We start from the raw sequence: 17,374 nt of genomic DNA, 5'->3' as shown, positions 1-17,374 counted from the left end.
TCGATGACCGCACCGCCCCTAGCGCCCACCCGTACCCAGCGCAGCGATGAAATGGAAATCCCGATGTCGGCCAACCACAAGCTCATCTCCATCGAAGGCATCGCCAAACGCTATCCGAGCAAGGGGGACGCGCCGCTGACCATCTTCGAGGATATCTGGCTTTCGATCGACCGCGGCGAGTTCGTCTGCATCATCGGCCATTCCGGCTGCGGCAAGACCACCGTGCTCAATATCCTCGCCGGTCTCGATCAGCCCTCCTCGGGGGTGGTGATCGTCGACGGCAAGGAGATCTCCGGGCCTTCGCTGGATCGCGCGGTGATCTTTCAGGGCCATGCGCTGCTGCCTTGGATGACGGTGCTCGGCAACGTGGCCTATGCCGTCGGGGCTCGCCACCCCAAGTGGCCAAGAGAGCGAGTGCGCGAGCACGCGATGCGCTTCATCGAACTGGTCGGGCTGACCAACTCGGCGCTGCGTCGCCCGGCTGAGCTCTCCGGAGGCATGAAACAGCGCGTCGGCATCGCCCGTGCGCTGGCGCTGGAACCGAAGACGCTGTTGATGGACGAGCCGTTCTCGGCCCTCGACGCGCTGACGCGTGGGACGCTTCAGGACGAGGTGAGGCGAATCTGCCTGGACTCGGGCCAGACGGCGATGATGATCACCCATGACGTCGACGAGGCGATCTACCTTGCCGACAGGATCGTGCTGATGACCAACGGTCCCCAGGCGAGATTCGCCGAGATCGTCGAGAACACCTTGCCGCGGGAGCGTATCCGGCATGACCTTCACCGGCTGCCTGGCTACTACGACATCCGCAATCACTTGATGGATTTCCTCGTCACCCGCTCGGCGAGCTTCGATGACGAACTCAGCAAAGGCCGGGAGTGGAACGCGCGCAGCGTGCCGAGGGTTCGTCCAACCAGCGGCGCGGCGATACCCGGCAATCCCGGCTCACCGGACTGCACCGCTTCACAATTCGCTGCTTCATCACACTCGGCTTCAACCCACCCGACCAAGGACGAATCACCGTGAAACGCACCGAACTGACCGAAAAGATCCTCGACGCAAAGCGTGACGGCGAGCTCAGCTGGAAGAGCATCGCCGAGACGATCGGTGGCTATTCGCAGCTCTACATCATGACCGCCTTGCTCGGCCAGATGCGCCTGCCGCCTCCGCAAGCGAGGAAGGCCGCCGAGCTCTTCGGCCTCAGCGCCGCCGAGGAGAAGATGCTCGGGGAGGTACCGTATCGCGCAGAGCAGAGCCTCGTGCCTCCGACCGACCCGACGCTCTACCGTTTCCATGAGGCGATGATGGTCTTCGGGCCCACGATGAAGGAGTACATCCACGAGGAGTTCGGCGACGGCATCATGTCGGCGATCGACTTCGATTTGTCGATGGAGCGGGAGCCGAACGAAGCAGGCGACCGGGTCAGGATCGTGATGTCCGGCAAGTTCCTGCCCTATCGCTACCATCAGCCGGAGGAGGGCGCACCCGCGCTGGGCTACAAGGAGAAGTAGCGCTCGAAGGAAAATCGAGCGAGCGCGTTTCATCCGCGGCGGCGCGCGGCCTTCGCTGCGCCGCCAGCCGCTTCATACTCGTGAAGACGAGCCTCCATCACCAGTGAAGGAGCCCGGTCATGACATCACAACGACCACCCTTGCCGCCCTTCGATCTTGACAGCGCTGTGCTGAAGGTCCGCAAGGCCGAAGATGCCTGGAACCTGCAGGAGCCGGAAAAGGTCGCGCTCGCCTATACCCCGGACAGCGTATGGAGAAACCGCGCCGAGTTCTTCTCCGGCCGTGCAGCGATCATCGAATTCCTTACCCGCAAGTGGCAGCGAGAGCTCGACTACAAGCTCATCAAGGAGCTATGGGCCTTCCACGCCAACCGCATCGCGGTACGTTTCCAGTATGAATGGCGCGACGCCGATGGCCGCTGGTTCCGTTCCCACGGCAACGAGCAGTGGGAATTCGATGGCGATGGCCTGATGCGTCGGCGCGAAGCCTCGATCAACGATGTCGAGATACGCCCGGCGCAGCGCCGATTCACCTGGGGAAGCGGTCCCCGTCCGGACGACTTCCCAGGCCTCACCGAGCTCGGGCTCTGATTCTGATTCGACCGGCCTCGCCGCTCACTTGCATTCGTCCCGAGCAACGGATGCCGGATCCGGCCGGTGCGACCGAGCGAGGGGGCATGGCAAAGTGACACAAACGCTTGAAACTGGAGCGAATCTGCGACGCAGACTATATCTCTTTGAGGGCGGCGTTCATTTCAGTCGGGGAGCGGTGCCCTTCGACCCACGGCCTCGCCGTTAACTGGCCAGAGGGGATCCACTTCGCAGGGAAGAGAGCAGGAGGTGGGGGATGAGCGTATCCACGATGACCAACGAAGAGCTCAATGCCGCGCTGGCCGAACAGCTACCGATGTATCCGGCCTGTGATTACCTCAACGAGATAGAGACCACCATGGCGATCGCCTTCGAGCGCCACATCTCGGTGCATTGGAATGGCAGCGAGTGGATCGCGACCGGGCGTACCCGCAGCGCCCGTGATGCGAATCCACTACGTGCGATCACCATGGTGCTGCTCGAGGAGCCTCAGCGGCTCAGGGCGTGACCCTGAGCCTGTAACCGTCAGACGAGGGGATCGATCGGGGCCGCCGGTACGCCGGCGGCCTCGATCGCTTCGGCGGCGGCGAGGCAGAGATCCTCGCGAAAGCGCGAGGAGAGCAGCTGCACGCCGACGGGAACGCTGCCCTCGAGCCCAGTGGTCAGTGAAAGCGCCGGCAGCCCGAGCAGGGGAATGCCGATCTGCGGCATCTGCGACCTCCAGACTCTCCGGTAGCCCTCTTCGCCACTGAGATCGAGCTGGTTGGGAAACGCAGGCTCAGCCCCATTGGGAAGTAGCACCACCGGATAGCGAACCAGGAACAGCTGCCATTCGCGGATCAGGCTCGCCCGGCGAGTGAGCGCCGCGGAAAAGTCCGGCAAGGTCAAGCTCTCCGCCACCTGGCGCTGACCATCGAGCGCGGCCAGCGCACCGGGGTCGTTCTCGCGCTCGGCCGCGCGCCACATCGCCTCGAAACCATCCCCCATCCACAGCTTGACCTGAAGCTTCGCCGCCTCCTCTAGCGGTGGCAGGCGCTCGAGGCGCTCCACCTGCCAGCCCGATTCGGCAAGGATCGCCCCTGCGCGCTCGAGCGCGTCGACCAGCACCTGGGCGGTCTCCATGCCGTCCGGATGAGTACATAGCGCCACCCGCTTCTCCACCTGCGGCCCGGTCAGCGGCGCCGGCACCCACCAGGGGTCGCGCGGGTCGAAGCTCGCCATCGCCTCGAGACCGAGGCGCAGGTCGGCGACGCTGCGGGCCAGGGGGCCCGAGACCGCCATCAGCTGCGGCCCTATTCCGCGCTCCGGCGAGGAGGCGTTGAAGGCCGGCACTCGGCCCAGGCTGGGACGCAGCCCGTGGACGCCGCAGGCCGCGGCGGGGTAGCGAATCGACCCCGCGATGTCGGTACCATGGGCAAGATGGCCGATGCCCGCGGTGACCGCCGCCGCGGCACCGCCGGATGAGCCGCCCGGGGTCAGGCTTGGATCGCGTGGGTTGAGGGTCGCGCCGTGGAGCAGGTTGTCGGTGAACCAGCGGTAGCTGAACGCCGGGGTGTTGGTACGCCCGACGATGACCGCACCGGCGCGCTTCAGATTGGCGACCACCGGGTTGTCCTGTTCGGCGATCAGCTCACGCTGCAGCTTCACCCCATTGGTGGTGGCGAATCCCTGCTGGTCGACATTGACCTTGACCGTGATCGGCACACCAGCGAGCGGTCCGAGCCGCTCACCCTCGGCCAGCCGGACATCGATCTCGCGGGCGCAGCGCAGCACTTGTTCAGGGTCATGGTCGACGACCGCATTGATCGCTGGATTGACCTGGTCGAGCCGGGACAGCGCGGCCTCGGCGGCCTCCGATGCCGAGATTTCACGACCGCGGATGCGTGTCGCCAGTTCAGTCGCCGAGAGGCGCCATACTTCACTCATCGATCTGCTCCTTGTTGTTGTCGATGGCTGTTGTCGATGGTCGTTATCGATGTCGTTGTGGACGTTGATATGGGTGACGCCGAGTCGACGCACTCATCCCCGTTAAAGCCCAGTCGTCATACTACAACAGAGGGTGCATCAACAGAGGGTACATCAGCAGTGCTGCGCTTCGCGGCCCGCTCGCGGGCCAAGTCGCTTGGGCCGGCGCCTGCGCGGCGCTAGACTGTCAGCGTCGCATCGACCACTGAATGGATGAACAAGGAGCAACGGTGACCGAGCCCCGAGGAGAAGTCGCACTGCGCCTGCCGCTAGAAGCGACGGGCACCGGGCTCATGCGCCCCGCGCCCGCCGGGGCACGGATCGACGCCGAGCACGACGTGGCCGCGGTAGGCCTGTGGCTCGCCGAGTACCGGCTCAGTCCGCGAACTCAGCGCCACTACCGCAAGGAGGCCGAGCGGCTGTTGCTTTGGCTCGCGGATCATGGACTCGGACTCTCCGAACTCGACCGAAGACGGCTCGCCGACTTCGAGGCTTTTCTCGCCGACCCGCGCCCGAGCGAGCGCTGGATCGGCCCGACCAGGCGGCGCAGCGACCCGGACTGGCGTCCTTTTCGCGGCCCGCTCGGTGCCGCCAGCCGGCGCCAGAGCCTGGTGATCCTGCAGGGAATGTTCGCATGGCTGCAGGAGGCGGGCTGGGTGGCGCACAATCCGTTCCGGCTGGTCCGCGACAAGGGACGGCGGCTCGACAATCGCCAAGGCCGGGTCGAACGCTACCTGGAACGGCCGCTTTGGAGCTGGCTCTGGCACTGGATCGATCAGCGCGCCGCTGCGGCGCCCTCGGGGCGGCCGCGTTTCGAGGCCCAGCGGATCCGCTTCGTGTTCGCCTTCGCCTACCTGCTCGCACCGAGGATCAGCGAGATCGCCGCCGCCCGGATGAGCGACTTTCGTCTGCGTGAAGGCCACTGGTGGTGGGAGGTGACCGGCAAGGGTGACAAGCGAGCGGCGCTGCCGGTACCCGCCGAAATGCTTCAAGCGCTGGCTGTCTGGCGTGGCGAACTGGGGCTTGCGGCGCAGCCGGGAGCCTTCGAACACGAGCCGCTGCTGCGCGGCCTCGATGGAGAGCGTCCGCTCGGCGACAACCAGCTCTACCGGCTGATCAAGGCCGCCTTCCAGGCCGCGGCCCAGGCGCTCGAACGACGAGGCGACGCTCGCCCCGAGCAGCTGGCCGCGCTGCGTGCCGCGACGCCGCACTGGCTGCGCCACACATCGCTCACCCACCAGGCCCAGCACGGCGTCGAGCTGCGCTACCTGGCGCAGAGCGCACGACACGCACGCCTCGACACCACCGCGCGCTATCTGCACACCGAAGCCGAGGAGTGGCAGCGGCAAGTATCCGGCCATCGGCTCGAACCCAGCGGTTGAACCAGCCTCCCGGGCAAGCGCGAGCAGCGCTATAATCGCGGCCAATTTTTCCAAGGAGCAGGCATGAGCACCGAACAGGCCAAGGCCGAGCTGATCGAAGAGTTCGGTTTCTTCGACAACTGGATGGACCGCTATCAGTACATCATCGATCTCGGCAGGGAGCTGCCGCCGCTGCCGGATGAGTGGAAGGTCGCGCAGTACCGGATCGAAGGCTGCCAGTCCAATGTCTGGATCCATCACCAGCGCGAGGGTGACGTACTGCACTTCGATGCCACTTCCGACGCGGCGATCGTCGCTGGCCTGATCGCGGTGGTGATGCGGATCTACAACGATCGCTCCGCCGAGGAGATCCTTGCGACCCCCCCTGACGCATTCAAGCAGCTCGGCCTCGAGCAGCACCTTTCGCCCACCCGCAACAATGGGCTGCATGCGATGCTCGCCCACATCTACCAGGTGGCCGAGCGCGAGGCGCGGGGCTGATCAGCGCCGCCGCCGATGGCAATCGCAGCCGTCTTCATCCCGCGGCGGTATCTTTCTCGAAGGCATCGGTCTTGAACGCATCGGTCGCGAAGGCACTGGGTCGACCCCACCAGGGTGCCAAGGGTGGCATTTGAGGATTCGCTTCAGCGCCAGCCAGCCCCCGCGCAGCGGCCCGTGGGTCTCGATCGCCTCGATCGCATAGCTCGAGCAGCTCGGCCAGAAGCGGCAGCGCGGACCGAGGAGTGGGCTGATCAGGTACTGATAGCCGCGGACCAGCCAGATCAACGGGCGGCTTACCCAGCGCACCAGTCGTGATGAGGGCTCAGCGGGGGCCATACAGCGTCGCGGGGTCGATCAGCGGCGCGCTGACCACTTCGCCGCCGTCGCCATCGAGTCGGGTATAGAAGCAGCTGCGCCGGCCGGTATGGCAGGCAGGCCCGGTCTGGTCGACCTTGAGCAGCAGGGTATCGCCGTCGCAGTCGAGGTATGCCTCGACCAGCTGCTGCACCTGCCCTGAGCTTTCCCCCTTGCGCCAGGGTTTGGCGCGCGAGCGCGACCAGTAGCAGACCCTCCGTTCGCGCAGCGTCTCGAGCAGGGTGTCGCGATTCATCCACGCCACCATCAGCACCTCGCCATCGTCGTACTGCTGCGCGATTGCTGGAACCAGGCCATCTTCGTTCCAGGGCATCGCGTCGAGCAGGGCATCGAGGGCGAGCCGATCACCTGGAGCGGCGGTTTCGAGGGCTTTGAAAGTGGCGGCGGACAAAACTGATTTCTCCGTGAATCGAAAGCGAAAAGGAGCGAGGAGGGCGGCTCAGGCTGCCGAGCGGCAGTCTGGGCAGAGGCCGACCAGTTCGACGGTCTGACGCTCGAGGGTATAGCCATGCTCGGCGACCAGCTGCGACATCAGCGCGGTGACCTCCAACCGGTGCATCTCCTCCACCCGTCCGCAGGCGCGGCAGATCATCAGCTGGAAACCGCCGTGATGGTCGGGACGTGGCTCGGGGCAGGGGCAGGCGACGAACGCGTTCTGCGACTCGATGCGGTGGACCAGCCCTTGCTCCATCAGGAAGTCGAGCGCGCGATAGACCGTCGGCGGACGCGCCGAGGCGTGTTCGGTGGAGAGGCGATCCAGCAGTTCGTAGGCCTTGAGCCCACCCGGCGTATCGCTGACCAACTCGAACACGCGGCGGCGAATCGGAGTGAAGCGCACGCCCAGTTCGCGGCAGCGCTGTTCGGCGATATCGACCAGCTGTTCGGCCGAGGCCGTATGATCACAGTGCATGGAGTCTCCCGGACGCGACCAGTGACGCAATAGTATACCACTTCGCTACGGCGACTCGTCACGTCCTCCGGCGGGAGGCTCCTTCGCCACCTAGTCGAGCAGCTCCGGCTCGGCCTGGGTGATCCATTGATAGAGCGGCTGGAAGCTGAAATAGCCCCCTTTGTGGGTGCCGACCTGGCTTGCGGTCAGCCGCGCCGTCTGCTCGTCGATCAGCTGCACTTCTCCGGCCGCTTCGGCGAGCAGCTGGGTGCGCGCAGCGTTGTCCATGCTGATGAACCACCAGGCCGCCGCCTCGATCGTCGGTCCCACGGTCAAAAGCCCATGGTTCTTGAGGATCAACGCCTTGCGCCGGCCCAGGGTGGCGGCGAGCCGCTCGCCTTCGCTCGGTTCGAGCACGACCCCGCTAAAGGGATCGAATACCTCATGGTCGTCGAAGAACGCGCAAGCATCCTGGCTGATCGGATCGAGCCGGCGCCCCAGCGCCGCCCACGCCTTGCCGTAGGTCGAATGGGTGTGGGCGGCGGCGAGGACCTCCGGGTGGGCTGCGTGGATCGCCGAGTGGATCACGAATCCGGCGTTGTTGATCGGGCGATCGCCGATCAGGATCTCGCCTTGATGATCGACCAGCTGCAGGTCGCTGACCCGAATCGTCGCGAAGTGCTGGCCAAGCGGATTGATCCAGAAACGTTCGGGAAACTCGGGATCGCGCACGGTGACGTGGCCTGCGAGTCCCTGGTCGAAGCCATAGCGTGCGAACAGACGAAAGGTCGCCGCCAAGCGCTGCTTGCGATGCAGCCGCTCCGCTTCGATGTCGCTCGAGCTCTCGCGGTAGTGCAGAGCGAAACCTGGACGTGGCGATTGTGCCGTAGCGCTACTCATGGGGTTCTCCACTGAAGAATGAAGGGGGGGTCAGGCCGAGGCGAGCCCCGCCGAAACCTGCGTCGCTCTTTCGCGTTCGGCCACCTTGGCGTGTACTCGCGGCAGCAGCTCGCGGCCATAGTCGATCGCATCGACCAGCGGGTCGAAACCGCGGATCAGGAAGGTGGATATGCCGAGGTCGTAGTAGTCGAGCATCGCCTCGCTGACTTGCTCCGGGGTCCCGACCAGCGCGGTTGAGTTGCCCTGGGCACCGGTCAGCGCGGCGATCCCGGTCCAAAGCCTCTGGTCGATCCGCTCGCCCTTGGCGGCCGCCTCGAGCAGCCGCTGGGAGCCGGCGTTCTGCGGAGGTGCATAGGCATGATCGCCGCGCAGCGCCCGAGCCCGCTCGAGAATCCGCCGCGCCTTGTCCCAGGCCGCCTCTTCGGTATCGGCGATGATCGGACGCAGCGACAGGCTGAAGCGCGGCGAGCGCCGATGGACGCGCGCTGCCTCGCGCACGCGGTTGAGCAGCTCATCGACCTGGGCCAGGCTTTCGCCCCACAGTGCATAGATATCGGCGTGCCGGCCGGCGACTTCGATCGCCTCGTCGGAGGCACCGCCGAAGTAGACCGGAATGCCACGGCCGCGATCGAACGGCTTGATCTGCGAGTGCGCACCGTCGACGCGATAGTAGGCGCCGCGATAGTCGAACGGTTCATCGCTGGTCCATTCAGCGCGCAGGATGTCGAGATACTCTTTGGCGCGCGCGTAGCGCTGCGCCTTGGTGAGGTAGTCGCCATCGGCCTTGAGCTCCTGGTCATTACCACCGGTGATGATGTGCACCGCGGTCCTGCCGCGGCTGATGTGATCGAGGGTGGCGAGCTGGCGGGCGACGATGCTCGGGGCATTGAAACCCGGGCGATGGGCGATCATCAGGCCGAGCCGATGGGTATGGGCGGCAACGTGCTGGGCGACCAGCAGGCTCTCTGGAGAGTTCGAGTGGAAGGCGAGCAATACGCGATCGAAGCCGCCTTGCTCCTGGGCCTTGGCCAGGGTCTCGACGTAATCCAGATCGAGCGGTGCGCCTTCGGCGGCGAGGCTTTCGGAGCCTGCGTGATTACCGACGAAACCGATGAATTCAACCGGCATGGAAAATACTCCTTGGGCCTCGAGGGCCAGACATGGGGTGATTGGCGGCGGATTCGCGGCCGTGCTGCATCCGCCCGGCTCAGGCCGGGCCAAGCACCTTGAAACCGTGGGTGCCATCGCGCTGGAGCTGCTCGACCAGGCCGAATTCCCACTCCAGGTAGGCTTCCATCGCCTCGCGCGGATTGTCGTGACCCTCGTAGGGACGGCGATAGCGGTCGCGGCGAGCTGAGAGCAGGCGGGTTTCACCGCTCTCCAGCGGCAGTCCTTCCGAACGCCAGGCCTGGTTGCCGCCATCGAGCACCGCGACGTCATCGAAACCGAGGTCGAGCAGTTCGGCGGCGGCGTAGCCGGCGAGCAGGCTGCTGCCGCAGGTGAGCACCACCCGTTCGGGACGATCCGCGCCGAGCAGGCGGGCGAGCTCGGCGCGCTGTACGTAGGCCGCGCCGGGAATGTGGCCGGCGACGTAGTTGGCGCTGGAGGTCAGATCGAACACACCGACCGGCTCCCCGTCTTCGAGCCACTGCGCCAGCTGGCGCGGCGTCACCAAAGGCACTTCGCGGTGGGCCGGCAGCGACGGTTTTGAGCCCTGGGCGGTCAACCGCTGCGGCTCGACCTGGTCGTGCACCCATACTTCCCAGTTCATCTGCGCCAGCCAGTGGCCGGTGAGATTGGCCCGCACGCCATCATCGTCGCTGAGCACGATCCGCGCACCGCGCACGCTGGCCACCGCCTCGGTTTCCTGGACCAGCTGTCCGCCAGGAGCACTGAGAAACCCCGCCAGGTGGCCGGCGAGGAACTCCTGCGGACTGCGCACGTCGAGGTAGTAGGTGGTGCGCGCGGTATCGGCGCGAAAGCCTGAAAGCACGCGCTCATCGGCGCGACGAACCCCGGCGCGATCGGCAAGCTTGCGTGCCTTGGCGCGTAGCTCGGGGGCGGCGGCGGTGTCGGTGTAGCGGCGAGTCTGGCCATGCTCCAGGGCGTGCCCGGCGAGCGTCCAGCCGATGGTACCGTTGCGCAGCGCCTCTACCCGGTTGGGGATGCCGACGTTGATCAGCGACTGGGTACCGATGATGCTGCGGGTACGACCGGCACAGTTGACCACCACTCGAGTCGCCGGGTCCGGCGCCAGCGCCGCTACCCGCAGCGCGAGCTCGGCACCGGGTACGCTGACCCCGGTGGGGATGCTCATGTTCTGGTACTCCTCGAAGCGGCGGGCATCGAGGATCACCGGCGGCGTATCGCTTTCGATCAGTGCCTTGAGCTCGTCCGCCGACAGCGACGGCGTATGGCGCTCGCTCTCGACCAGCTCGCCGAACGCCTTGCTCGGTGCGTTGACATCGATGAACGGCTCGCCGCCCCCTGCGACCCAGCCGGCCACTCCCTGCTCGAATACCGTCACGTCGCTGTAGCCGAGCGCGCGCAGACGGATCGCCGCGCGCACCGCGCGATCATCATCGCCGCCGGCGTCGAAGGTCACGATCGGCACCTCGCGTCTCGGCAGCCGTGCGTACACGTGCAGCTCGAGATTCGACAGCGCCAGGTGGCTCGCGAACAGGGGATGCCCGGTGGCATGCTCAGCCTCCTCGCGGACGTCGAGCAGTGCGATCTCTTCGCCTTCGATCAACCGCCGCTTGATCCGCTCGACGCCGCTTGCGAAGTCGAGAAGCGCAACGCCTGCGGCGTCGGCGCGGTCGGTGGAGGAGGGTGCCTTGTCCAGCAGGGCGTTGCTCATGGTCTGCGCTCCTTGGATCTGTCCCATAGATTGGGGATGCGATCGTTCGAGTAACCGGAAATGAAGGGTTTTCGTTCGCCATCGGCAGTGAACACCGAGCGCCGGATCGCGCCGATGTTGCCGCCGTAGACGTGGATGCTGATCGAGACTTGGTCGTCGAACGCGTTGCTGACCTGGTGGACGTCTCCGGCACTCGGTGACAGCCGGTCGATATCGCCGGGCCGCAGATGGTCGGGATGGCGATGGGGCAGCCAGCGGCCCTGATCGTGAATGAAGCGCTGCGAGCGCTCCTCGCCACGCAGCATGCCGATCAGCCCCCAGGTCGCGTGATCGTGAATCGGAGTGCGCTGCCCAGGACCCCAGACGAAGCTGACCACCGAGAATCGCTCGCTGGCATCGGCGTAGAGCAGGTACTGGCTGTAGTACTCGGGATGGGGAGCGGCGTATTCGTCCGGCAGCCAGTCATCATGGCGTACCAGGCTGGCCAGCAGTGCGCCGCCCTGGTCGAGAATCTGCGCCTCGCTCGGCGACGCATCTAGCAGCGTCGAAAAATCGATCACGAAATCGCGCAGCCGAGCGATACCGCCCTGAGGGGATGGCGCAGCGCTTGAAGTAGAGCGGATCGCTTCAGTCATGGGGCCTCCGGGGCGTGTTGTTGCTCGAGCAGCCGCTGATCGCTCAGCGCGGCCACATCGATGGCGCGGGGAAGGATGTTGTCGCGCACCGCGCTGTCGGCGAGCTGCTGCAAGGTGGCGATGTCCTGATCGGACAGGGCTCGGGTGGCGTAGGCGGAGCGGCGGCTGACTTCGAGCGCGGTAGGCTCTGGAAGCCGGGTCTGGCGCGCTACCGCGGCGCCATAGCGCTCAGGATTGGCGCGAGCCCAATCACCCGCCCTCGCCAGGCGCTGAAGGAAATCCTCGATGGCTGCGCGCTTGGCCGGATCTTCCAGCGAACCCTCGGCCGCGGTGATGAAGCCAAGCGTTGGATTGATCCCGGTGCCGTCGCGCAATACGCGTGCCCCCTGCTCGACGGCGATGGCGAAGTAGGGATCGAAGGTTGCCCAGGCGTCGATCTGGCCGCTGTTGAACGCCGCCATCGCATCGGTGGGCAGGACGAAACGTACTTCGACGTCGTCGGGCTCGAGCCCGGCTTCGCGCAGCGCGCCGTAGAGCTGGTACTGGGAAACGCTGCCTCGCGCCGAGGAGACCACCACCTGGCGCCCCTCGAGATCGGCGACCGAGCCGATCGACGACTCGCGCTGGACCACGATCCCCAGCGAGCTGGGTTCGCCCTGGCGAGTGGCGATGATCTTCATTGGTGCGTCGCCGCTGGCGGCAGCGAGCACCGGCAAGTCTCCCGCCATCGCGGTATCCACCGCACCTGCGCGAAGCGCCTCGAACAGCGGCGCCGCGCCCTGGAAGCTCGCCCAGCGATAGTCGTAAGGCGCATCCTCCATCACACCGGCGGCCTCGACCAAGGTCTGTACGGTCTTGACCTGATCACCCAGCACCAGCGTGGTTCGGCCCGGCGGCTGCTCGGCTCGCACCATGGGGCTATCGACGAGGTATGCACTCGACGCCAGAGCGAACACGGCGCACAGCATGAAACCGTACTGTCGGCTTGCGCGAGGGGAGGTGGTTCGGCGGCAAAGCAGCGAGAGAACTTCGTACCAGCGTAGAAAAGAGTGCATAAGCGCAAGTGGACCAGAGAGAAGAAAGAGGTGTCGGCGAAACCGCGATGAAATTCGAGGGTAACCAGTCGTTGGCGACAATCTAAATATGTATTGCGCATGAGTTGATATCGTCGCGAGATATCTGCTTATAGCGCTATTAATCATCGCTGCGGCGGCCATATATGAATGGCACTTATGTCTGAATATTATTGAATATGCGGATATCGGGAATTTGCATAGCTGAAATGAATATTTCAGTGCATCGGAGTCAGTCCATAGCGTGTGGCCAACGTATCCGCGGACTTGAAGCGCGGGTGCGAATCCACTCGAACCCTTCCCAAGGAAGATGCCTGATGCTTGGCTCGATCCCGATTTTCACCAACCGCACCGACACTCTTCGCTCCGGCTGGGGCCGTCGCTGGCTGATGCTTTCGCTCTGCGCGCTGCCCTGGTGGGCGGCGCTTTCGGCGCAGGCAGCCACCACGCTCGAGATCGGCGATCAGAAGGGCAATGCCCAAGCGATCCTCGAGGCCTCCGGCGCTTTGCAGGGCGCCGACTACCAGGTCAATTGGCACGAATTCGCCAGCGCGGCGCCGCTGCTCGAGGCGCTGCGGGTCGGCTCACTGGACGCTGGCAGTGTCGGCGACGCACCGCTGACCTTCGCGATCGCCGCCGGTCTCGAGGCAAAGGCGCTTTCGGCCTACCACTCCGATGGCCTGTCGATCATCGTGCCGGGCGACGCGGCGCTCCACTCGGTCGGCGATCTCGCCGGCAAGCGGATCGGCGTTGCCAGGGGCTCGATCGGGCATTTGATCGTGCTCGACCAGCTCGGCAAGGCGGGACTTTCGGCGCACGATGTCTCGCTGATCTACCTGACCCCGGCCGAGGCCTCGTTGGCGCTCAGCCGCGGCGACGTCGATGCGGTCGGTACTTGGGAGCCCTATGTGTCGTTTTCCGCCAAGCAGCAGGGCACCCGAGAGATCGCCACCTTGCGCAGCAGGACCTACTTCGTCGCGAGCGACTCAGCGCTCGCCGAGAAGCGCGCCGCGCTCGATGACTTCGCCGAACGGTTGGCCCAGGCGCGAGAGTGGGGGCGCGAGCACCGGCAGGCCTACGCCGAGGCGTTCGCCAAGGTGACCGGACTGCCTCTCGACGTAGCCGCTGCCACCATCGAGCGCAACGACAATACGCCCGAGCCGATCAGCGCGGAGGTGGTGGCTCGCCAGCAGAACGTGATCGACCTCTACCAGCAGGCGGGACTGATTCCCACCCACCTCGATGCTCACGACTTCTTCGCCGAGAGCCCATGAACCTGGCGCTGCGAATGGCAACAGCGCGGTGATCGGATCATCGCCGCAGTGCCGCCTTGCCGGCCTGGACCAATACGATGTCGGCCTGGGGCGAGTGGATCCTTGCGCAGAGCACATCGCGGTAGTGTCGCTCCAAGGCGCTGCGCCGCGATAGCCCAGGGTTACCGCTCGCCTCGATCGCGATCGACACCGCTTCGATCGCCTGTTCGCAGACCAGCCGCTTGAGCTGCGCCGCTTCCACGCCGTCGAGCTCGTCGCGCTCGCCAGCCTCGAGCAGCACCCGGTTGGAGAACAGCAGCCCATCGATCCGCCCGAGGACCTCCTGGAAGCGCGGCAGGCTCGCCAAAGGGGCGCCCAGATTGGTCGGCACACGCGATTGGAGCCAATCGCGGAAGCAGTCGCGGGCGTTGCGCGCCACCGCGTCATAGAGCGTGGACAGCAGTACGTTGAGCCACAGCGTCTTGTCGCCTTGGGAAGGCACGAGCTCGCTCAACGGGCGGACGTCGACGGCATGATCGAGCGGCACCTCGACCTCGTCGAAGCGCACATCGTGGCTGTTGGTCGCACGCATGCCCAGATGGTCCCAGCGCTCGCTGACGCTGATCCCCGGCGATCCAGCCGGGACCAGCCAAAAGCCGACCAGCGGATCGGGATCGTCGCTGGCGGCCCAGACGTTGAGCCAGCTCAACCCCGGGAAGCCGGTCGAGTAGCGCTTCACTCCGCTGATCACCCAGTGATCGCCGCTGCGCCGCGCGGTAGTGGCCGGTACTCCGCCGCGCAGCGGCGTACCGAGATCGGGCTCGACCCGCAGTGCGTTGATCAGCTCGCCATTCTCGATCGCGCCGCGCGCCAGGCGTCGCTTGAGCTCTGCCGGCCAGCGCGGACTGGCGTGCAGCTCCAATTGCTGCAGATACTGCATCGCCAGGATTAGCGCGGTCGATGGCTCACCACGCGCCACCGCACCGATCACCCGGCGGACCTCGGCAAGCGTCGCACCCTGGCCGCCATGCTCCACCGGCACGGTGAGCGCCAAAAGGCCGGCGTCCGCGAGCAGGCGAAAATTGGCGTGGGGGAAATCACCGCTGCGATCATAGCGCTCGGCGCTTTCGGCCAGTGCAGCGCTCAGCGACGCCAAAGCCTCATCGCTCAGCGCAGCGCGGGGGGATTCGAACTGCTCGGGCATCGTCATGCTCTCTGTCGGAGGGAAGCCGTGTAGATAGAGAACCTGTCGATCAGCTCTCATTCAAGTAATCGCGCACGTTTACCTTGCTCCTGAGTATCTCGCGCTCGCTGAGCCAGTCGGCGGCTTGCTGAAATTCATCGAGGAAGGCGGTGTCGTGTACGTCATGCAGCGTGTAGCGGCGCTTGAACTTGGTCAAGGTGTCACGCGTGCGATCGTCGTAACCAGCGGCGCGCTGAGCGATCAGTTCAGCCTCCTCGGGATGTTCGCTGACCCAGTGCGCTTCCTCGGCAAACGCCTGATTGACCGCGCGGACCAGTCCGGGATTGGCTTTCGCCCATTCGTCACGCGCTAACCAGGAAGTGAAGTCGATCTGGAAATCGAGATCGTCCTCTTCGAAGAACACGTTCTTGCCATCGTAATCGTTGCGCGCGATATCGACCTGAGGACTCCACATCGACCAGGCATCGATCTTGCCCTGAGCGAAGGCGGGACCCGCCTCGGGAGGATTGATGTAGATAGCATTCACCTCGCTGCGATCGACGCCGTACTTCTCGAGCGCGGCAACCAGCAGGAATTCGCCGAGTCCGGCGCGGTTGACGGCGACCGTTTTGCCGACCAGGTCGCGCACGCTATCGATCCCCGAGTCGCGCTTGACGATGATCGCAGTGGTGCGTGGATGGCTGACCATGAACTGGGTGAATACCAGCGGTGCGCCGGTGAGTACCGCGGCCAGCGCGGGTGTGGTGCTGCCTCCGAAGCTCAGGTCGGCGGCATCGGCGATCACCGCCTGCATCGACGGCGCATGATTGGGAAACGGACCGACCCATTCGGTGCGAATACCGTTTTCAGCCAGCCTTCGCTCGAAGTCGCCGCGCTGCTTGGCGATCAAGGGCAACCCACCGCGTCCGAACCCGAGTCTGACCAGATCGGTAGTGCGCGTGTCGTCGGCCAGGGCTACGCCGCGGTGGCTGGCGAGCAGTGCCGTCGAGGCGAGAGAAAGGTGAAGAAAACCACGTCGAGTGATACGGGACATCGAGGGATATTCCTGCGGTTGCAAAGCGGCATGGGAGCCGCCTTGGGGGCTAAGGATCGGAGCGCACTTCGAAGGAGAACTCGCCCTCACTGGCGTGGGCATCCCGTAAGGTCACCATTTGACCGCTCCTTTCTGCCAGGCGAGCAAGCGGTCGCGAACACTGAACAGAGCCGTGATGAGCGTGGAGAAGATCAGCGCCATGACGATCAGCGCGGCGTACATGTTGGGGTAGGCCGCCCAGCCCTGGGCCCACTGCAGATACCAGCCGAGCCCGGCCTTGACCCCCATCATCTCGGCGGCGACCAGCACCGAGAACGAGGCGCCGAGCCCCATGAACAGACCGACGAAAACGTGCGGCAGCGCAGCGGGAATTGCTACCCGCAAGATCAAAAAGCGGGGCTTCGCGCCAAGGGTTCGGGCAACGTCGTAATAGGCGGTATCGACGCTGGCCACGCCCGACCAGGTCAGCACGGTGACCGGGAACCAGGTGGCCAGGGCGATCAGGAAGATCGCGGCGGAGAAGCTCGACGGGAAAAAGTAAAGCGATAGCGGCAGCAGGGCGGTGGAGGGCACCGGACCGAGAAAGCGCAGGATCGGGTGAACCCAGTAGCCGAGCCCGCGTGACCAGCCAATCGCCACCCCTGTGCAGAAGCCCGATACGGCACCGAGAGCGAATCCGAACGCGAGCAGTCGCAGCGAGTGCAGCACGCTGTCGCCGAGGCGGTACCAGTCAGTAGCGTAGGCCTCGACCAGCGCATTGGGCGGGGCGAAGAAAGGGGCCGGGAGCAGTGACAGTTTCGCGGTGACGAGTTCCCAGAGCCCAAACAAAATCGCCAGGGCGATCAGCCAGGGGCCGGCAGGATGGATTCTGCGCAGCGTGCGGCCGATGACCGGCGGATCAAACCGGCTCAAGACGACCGCGACGAACAGCGCAGCGGCGATGATCAGCGCAATCGCATCGGTCTGGGCGACATAGAGCGGCTCGGCGAAGCCGATCACCTGGTTAGGAACGAGCTTCATCAACGCATAGAGCAGGGCCCAGGCCAGCGCCGCGACCAGTCCGCTGCGCCAGTGCCTGGCGGGAGTCGCCGCCCGCTCGGCGTCGATGTGAGAACTCGCCGGGGTGATGGTTCTGGCCGTCATGGCGCCTCCGCAGTGAAACAGTGAAAGAGCCACTCACTCTATTCAATCGAATGCTCGGTGAATAAATAGCCAAATGAG

At 65.4% G+C, this 17,374-nt stretch carries 19 protein-coding genes; 7 read left to right on the top strand and 12 right to left on the bottom strand.

The window, feature by feature from the left end; translation table 11 throughout:
* Positions 1–3: 3 nt before the first annotated feature.
* The 4 genes from A5892_RS12095 to A5892_RS12080 all read left to right on the top strand — a co-directional run bounded on the left by A5892_RS12095 (position 4) and on the right by A5892_RS12080 (position 2,612).
* Positions 4–1,029 carry an ABC transporter ATP-binding protein gene (locus A5892_RS12095; RefSeq protein ID WP_223302648.1) on the top strand — a complete coding sequence of 342 codons (1,026 nt, stop codon included), beginning with the start codon at positions 4–6 and terminating at the stop codon, positions 1,027–1,029.
* On the top strand, positions 1,026–1,514 hold the full coding sequence (gene cynS, locus A5892_RS12090; RefSeq protein WP_064123018.1) for a cyanase: 489 nt from the start codon (positions 1,026–1,028) through the stop codon (positions 1,512–1,514). Before A5892_RS12095 ends, cynS begins: the two co-directional genes overlap by 4 nt.
* A 119-nt stretch (positions 1,515–1,633) precedes the next feature.
* Positions 1,634–2,104 carry a nuclear transport factor 2 family protein gene (locus A5892_RS12085; RefSeq protein WP_064123017.1) on the top strand — a complete coding sequence of 157 codons (471 nt, stop codon included), beginning with the start codon at positions 1,634–1,636 and terminating at the stop codon, positions 2,102–2,104.
* Between the two features lie 256 nt (positions 2,105–2,360).
* Positions 2,361–2,612: a hypothetical protein gene (locus A5892_RS12080; RefSeq protein ID WP_064123016.1), complete on the top strand. Its 252-nt coding sequence runs from the start codon at positions 2,361–2,363 to the stop codon at positions 2,610–2,612.
* A 17-nt stretch (positions 2,613–2,629) separates the two neighbouring features.
* On the opposite strand, the gene A5892_RS12075 is transcribed toward A5892_RS12080, so the two are convergent.
* Positions 2,630–4,030 (bottom strand): amidase family protein, encoded by a 1,401-nt coding sequence (locus A5892_RS12075; protein WP_064123015.1) that lies wholly within the window; start codon positions 4,028–4,030, stop codon positions 2,630–2,632.
* Positions 4,031–4,299: 269 nt separating this feature from the next.
* Here A5892_RS12075 and A5892_RS12070 point away from each other — a divergent pair, with 269 nt between their 5' ends.
* Together A5892_RS12070 and A5892_RS12065 are read left to right on the top strand one after the other, a co-directional pair.
* Complete coding sequence (locus A5892_RS12070; protein ID WP_411431750.1) at positions 4,300–5,451, top strand: tyrosine-type recombinase/integrase; 1,152 nt, start codon at positions 4,300–4,302, stop codon at positions 5,449–5,451.
* A 63-nt stretch (positions 5,452–5,514) separates the two neighbouring features.
* Positions 5,515–5,931, top strand: a complete 417-nt coding sequence (locus tag A5892_RS12065) for a SufE family protein (protein WP_064123014.1) — start codon at positions 5,515–5,517, stop codon at positions 5,929–5,931.
* Here A5892_RS12065 and yidD read toward each other — a convergent pair whose 3' ends face one another.
* The 8 genes from yidD to A5892_RS12025 form a co-directional block, all read right to left on the bottom strand.
* Positions 5,932–6,267 (bottom strand): membrane protein insertion efficiency factor YidD, encoded by a 336-nt coding sequence (yidD, locus tag A5892_RS12060; protein WP_064123013.1) that lies wholly within the window; start codon positions 6,265–6,267, stop codon positions 5,932–5,934.
* Positions 6,254–6,697, bottom strand: a complete 444-nt coding sequence (gene hisI, locus A5892_RS12055; protein WP_064123012.1) for a phosphoribosyl-AMP cyclohydrolase — start codon at positions 6,695–6,697, stop codon at positions 6,254–6,256. The genes yidD and hisI overlap by 14 nt, the downstream gene beginning before the upstream one ends.
* A 48-nt stretch (positions 6,698–6,745) precedes the next feature.
* A complete protein-coding gene (locus A5892_RS12050) occupies positions 6,746–7,216 on the bottom strand; it encodes a Fur family transcriptional regulator (protein ID WP_027349174.1) in 471 nt (156 codons plus the stop codon).
* Between the two features lie 90 nt (positions 7,217–7,306).
* Positions 7,307–8,095: a class II aldolase/adducin family protein gene (locus tag A5892_RS12045; protein ID WP_064123011.1), complete on the bottom strand. Its 789-nt coding sequence runs from the start codon at positions 8,093–8,095 to the stop codon at positions 7,307–7,309.
* Positions 8,096–8,125: 30 nt separating this feature from the next.
* Complete coding sequence (locus A5892_RS12040) at positions 8,126–9,223, bottom strand: LLM class flavin-dependent oxidoreductase (RefSeq protein ID WP_064123010.1); 1,098 nt, start codon at positions 9,221–9,223, stop codon at positions 8,126–8,128.
* A gap of 79 nt (positions 9,224–9,302) precedes the next feature.
* Positions 9,303–10,955 carry a rhodanese-like domain-containing protein gene (locus A5892_RS12035; protein WP_064123009.1) on the bottom strand — a complete coding sequence of 551 codons (1,653 nt, stop codon included), beginning with the start codon at positions 10,953–10,955 and terminating at the stop codon, positions 9,303–9,305.
* Positions 10,952–11,590, bottom strand: a complete 639-nt coding sequence (locus A5892_RS12030; protein WP_064123008.1) for a cysteine dioxygenase — start codon at positions 11,588–11,590, stop codon at positions 10,952–10,954. The genes A5892_RS12035 and A5892_RS12030 overlap by 4 nt, the downstream gene beginning before the upstream one ends.
* The gene (locus A5892_RS12025; RefSeq protein WP_223302647.1) at positions 11,587–12,504 is read right to left on the bottom strand and encodes an ABC transporter substrate-binding protein; all 918 of its coding nucleotides are present in this window, start codon (positions 12,502–12,504) and stop codon (positions 11,587–11,589) included. The genes A5892_RS12030 and A5892_RS12025 overlap by 4 nt, the downstream gene beginning before the upstream one ends.
* A 476-nt stretch (positions 12,505–12,980) precedes the next feature.
* On the opposite strand from A5892_RS12025, the gene A5892_RS12020 reads away from it, so the two are divergent.
* Positions 12,981–13,937, top strand: coding sequence for an ABC transporter substrate-binding protein (locus A5892_RS12020; protein ID WP_223302646.1), 957 nt, complete (start codon positions 12,981–12,983; stop codon positions 13,935–13,937).
* Positions 13,938–13,974: 37 nt separating this feature from the next.
* Here the strand turns inward: A5892_RS12020 and A5892_RS12015 are convergent, their stop codons facing one another.
* From A5892_RS12015 to A5892_RS12005, 3 genes are all read right to left on the bottom strand, one after another.
* The gene (locus A5892_RS12015) at positions 13,975–15,120 is read right to left on the bottom strand and encodes an acyl-CoA dehydrogenase family protein (protein ID WP_150123534.1); all 1,146 of its coding nucleotides are present in this window, start codon (positions 15,118–15,120) and stop codon (positions 13,975–13,977) included.
* A gap of 49 nt (positions 15,121–15,169) precedes the next feature.
* The gene (locus tag A5892_RS12010) at positions 15,170–16,153 is read right to left on the bottom strand and encodes an ABC transporter substrate-binding protein (protein WP_064123005.1); all 984 of its coding nucleotides are present in this window, start codon (positions 16,151–16,153) and stop codon (positions 15,170–15,172) included.
* Between the two features lie 111 nt (positions 16,154–16,264).
* Positions 16,265–17,296 carry an ABC transporter permease gene (locus A5892_RS12005; RefSeq protein WP_064123004.1) on the bottom strand — a complete coding sequence of 344 codons (1,032 nt, stop codon included), beginning with the start codon at positions 17,294–17,296 and terminating at the stop codon, positions 16,265–16,267.
* Positions 17,297–17,374 lie beyond the last annotated feature (78 nt).

The organism is Halotalea alkalilenta, assembly GCF_001648175.1.
GTDB lineage: Bacteria > Pseudomonadota > Gammaproteobacteria > Pseudomonadales > Halomonadaceae > Halotalea > Halotalea alkalilenta_A.
This window is presented reverse-complemented; position numbering and strand designations above follow the sequence as displayed.

Excerpts from the sequence above, each read along its gene's own strand:
- A5892_RS12095 (WP_223302648.1), top strand. The coding sequence starts at position 4 with ATGACCGCACCGCCCCTAGCGCCCACCCGTACCCAGCGCAGCGATGAA.
- A5892_RS12085 (WP_064123017.1), top strand. The coding sequence starts at position 1,634 with ATGACATCACAACGACCACCCTTGCCGCCCTTCGATCTTGACAGCGCT.
- A5892_RS12080 (WP_064123016.1), top strand. The coding sequence starts at position 2,361 with ATGAGCGTATCCACGATGACCAACGAAGAGCTCAATGCCGCGCTGGCC.
- A5892_RS12075 (WP_064123015.1), bottom strand. The coding sequence starts at position 4,030 with ATGAGTGAAGTATGGCGCCTCTCGGCGACTGAACTGGCGACACGCATC.
- A5892_RS12065 (WP_064123014.1), top strand. The coding sequence starts at position 5,515 with ATGAGCACCGAACAGGCCAAGGCCGAGCTGATCGAAGAGTTCGGTTTC.
- yidD (WP_064123013.1), bottom strand. The coding sequence starts at position 6,267 with ATGGCCCCCGCTGAGCCCTCATCACGACTGGTGCGCTGGGTAAGCCGC.
- A5892_RS12050 (WP_027349174.1), bottom strand. The coding sequence starts at position 7,216 with ATGCACTGTGATCATACGGCCTCGGCCGAACAGCTGGTCGATATCGCC.
- A5892_RS12045 (WP_064123011.1), bottom strand. The coding sequence starts at position 8,095 with ATGAGTAGCGCTACGGCACAATCGCCACGTCCAGGTTTCGCTCTGCAC.
- A5892_RS12040 (WP_064123010.1), bottom strand. The coding sequence starts at position 9,223 with ATGCCGGTTGAATTCATCGGTTTCGTCGGTAATCACGCAGGCTCCGAA.
- A5892_RS12035 (WP_064123009.1), bottom strand. The coding sequence starts at position 10,955 with ATGAGCAACGCCCTGCTGGACAAGGCACCCTCCTCCACCGACCGCGCC.
- A5892_RS12030 (WP_064123008.1), bottom strand. The coding sequence starts at position 11,590 with ATGACTGAAGCGATCCGCTCTACTTCAAGCGCTGCGCCATCCCCTCAG.
- A5892_RS12025 (WP_223302647.1), bottom strand. The coding sequence starts at position 12,504 with ATGGTGCGAGCCGAGCAGCCGCCGGGCCGAACCACGCTGGTGCTGGGT.
- A5892_RS12020 (WP_223302646.1), top strand. The coding sequence starts at position 12,981 with ATGCTTGGCTCGATCCCGATTTTCACCAACCGCACCGACACTCTTCGC.
- A5892_RS12015 (WP_150123534.1), bottom strand. The coding sequence starts at position 15,120 with ATGCCCGAGCAGTTCGAATCCCCCCGCGCTGCGCTGAGCGATGAGGCT.
- A5892_RS12010 (WP_064123005.1), bottom strand. The coding sequence starts at position 16,153 with ATGTCCCGTATCACTCGACGTGGTTTTCTTCACCTTTCTCTCGCCTCG.
- A5892_RS12005 (WP_064123004.1), bottom strand. The coding sequence starts at position 17,296 with ATGACGGCCAGAACCATCACCCCGGCGAGTTCTCACATCGACGCCGAG.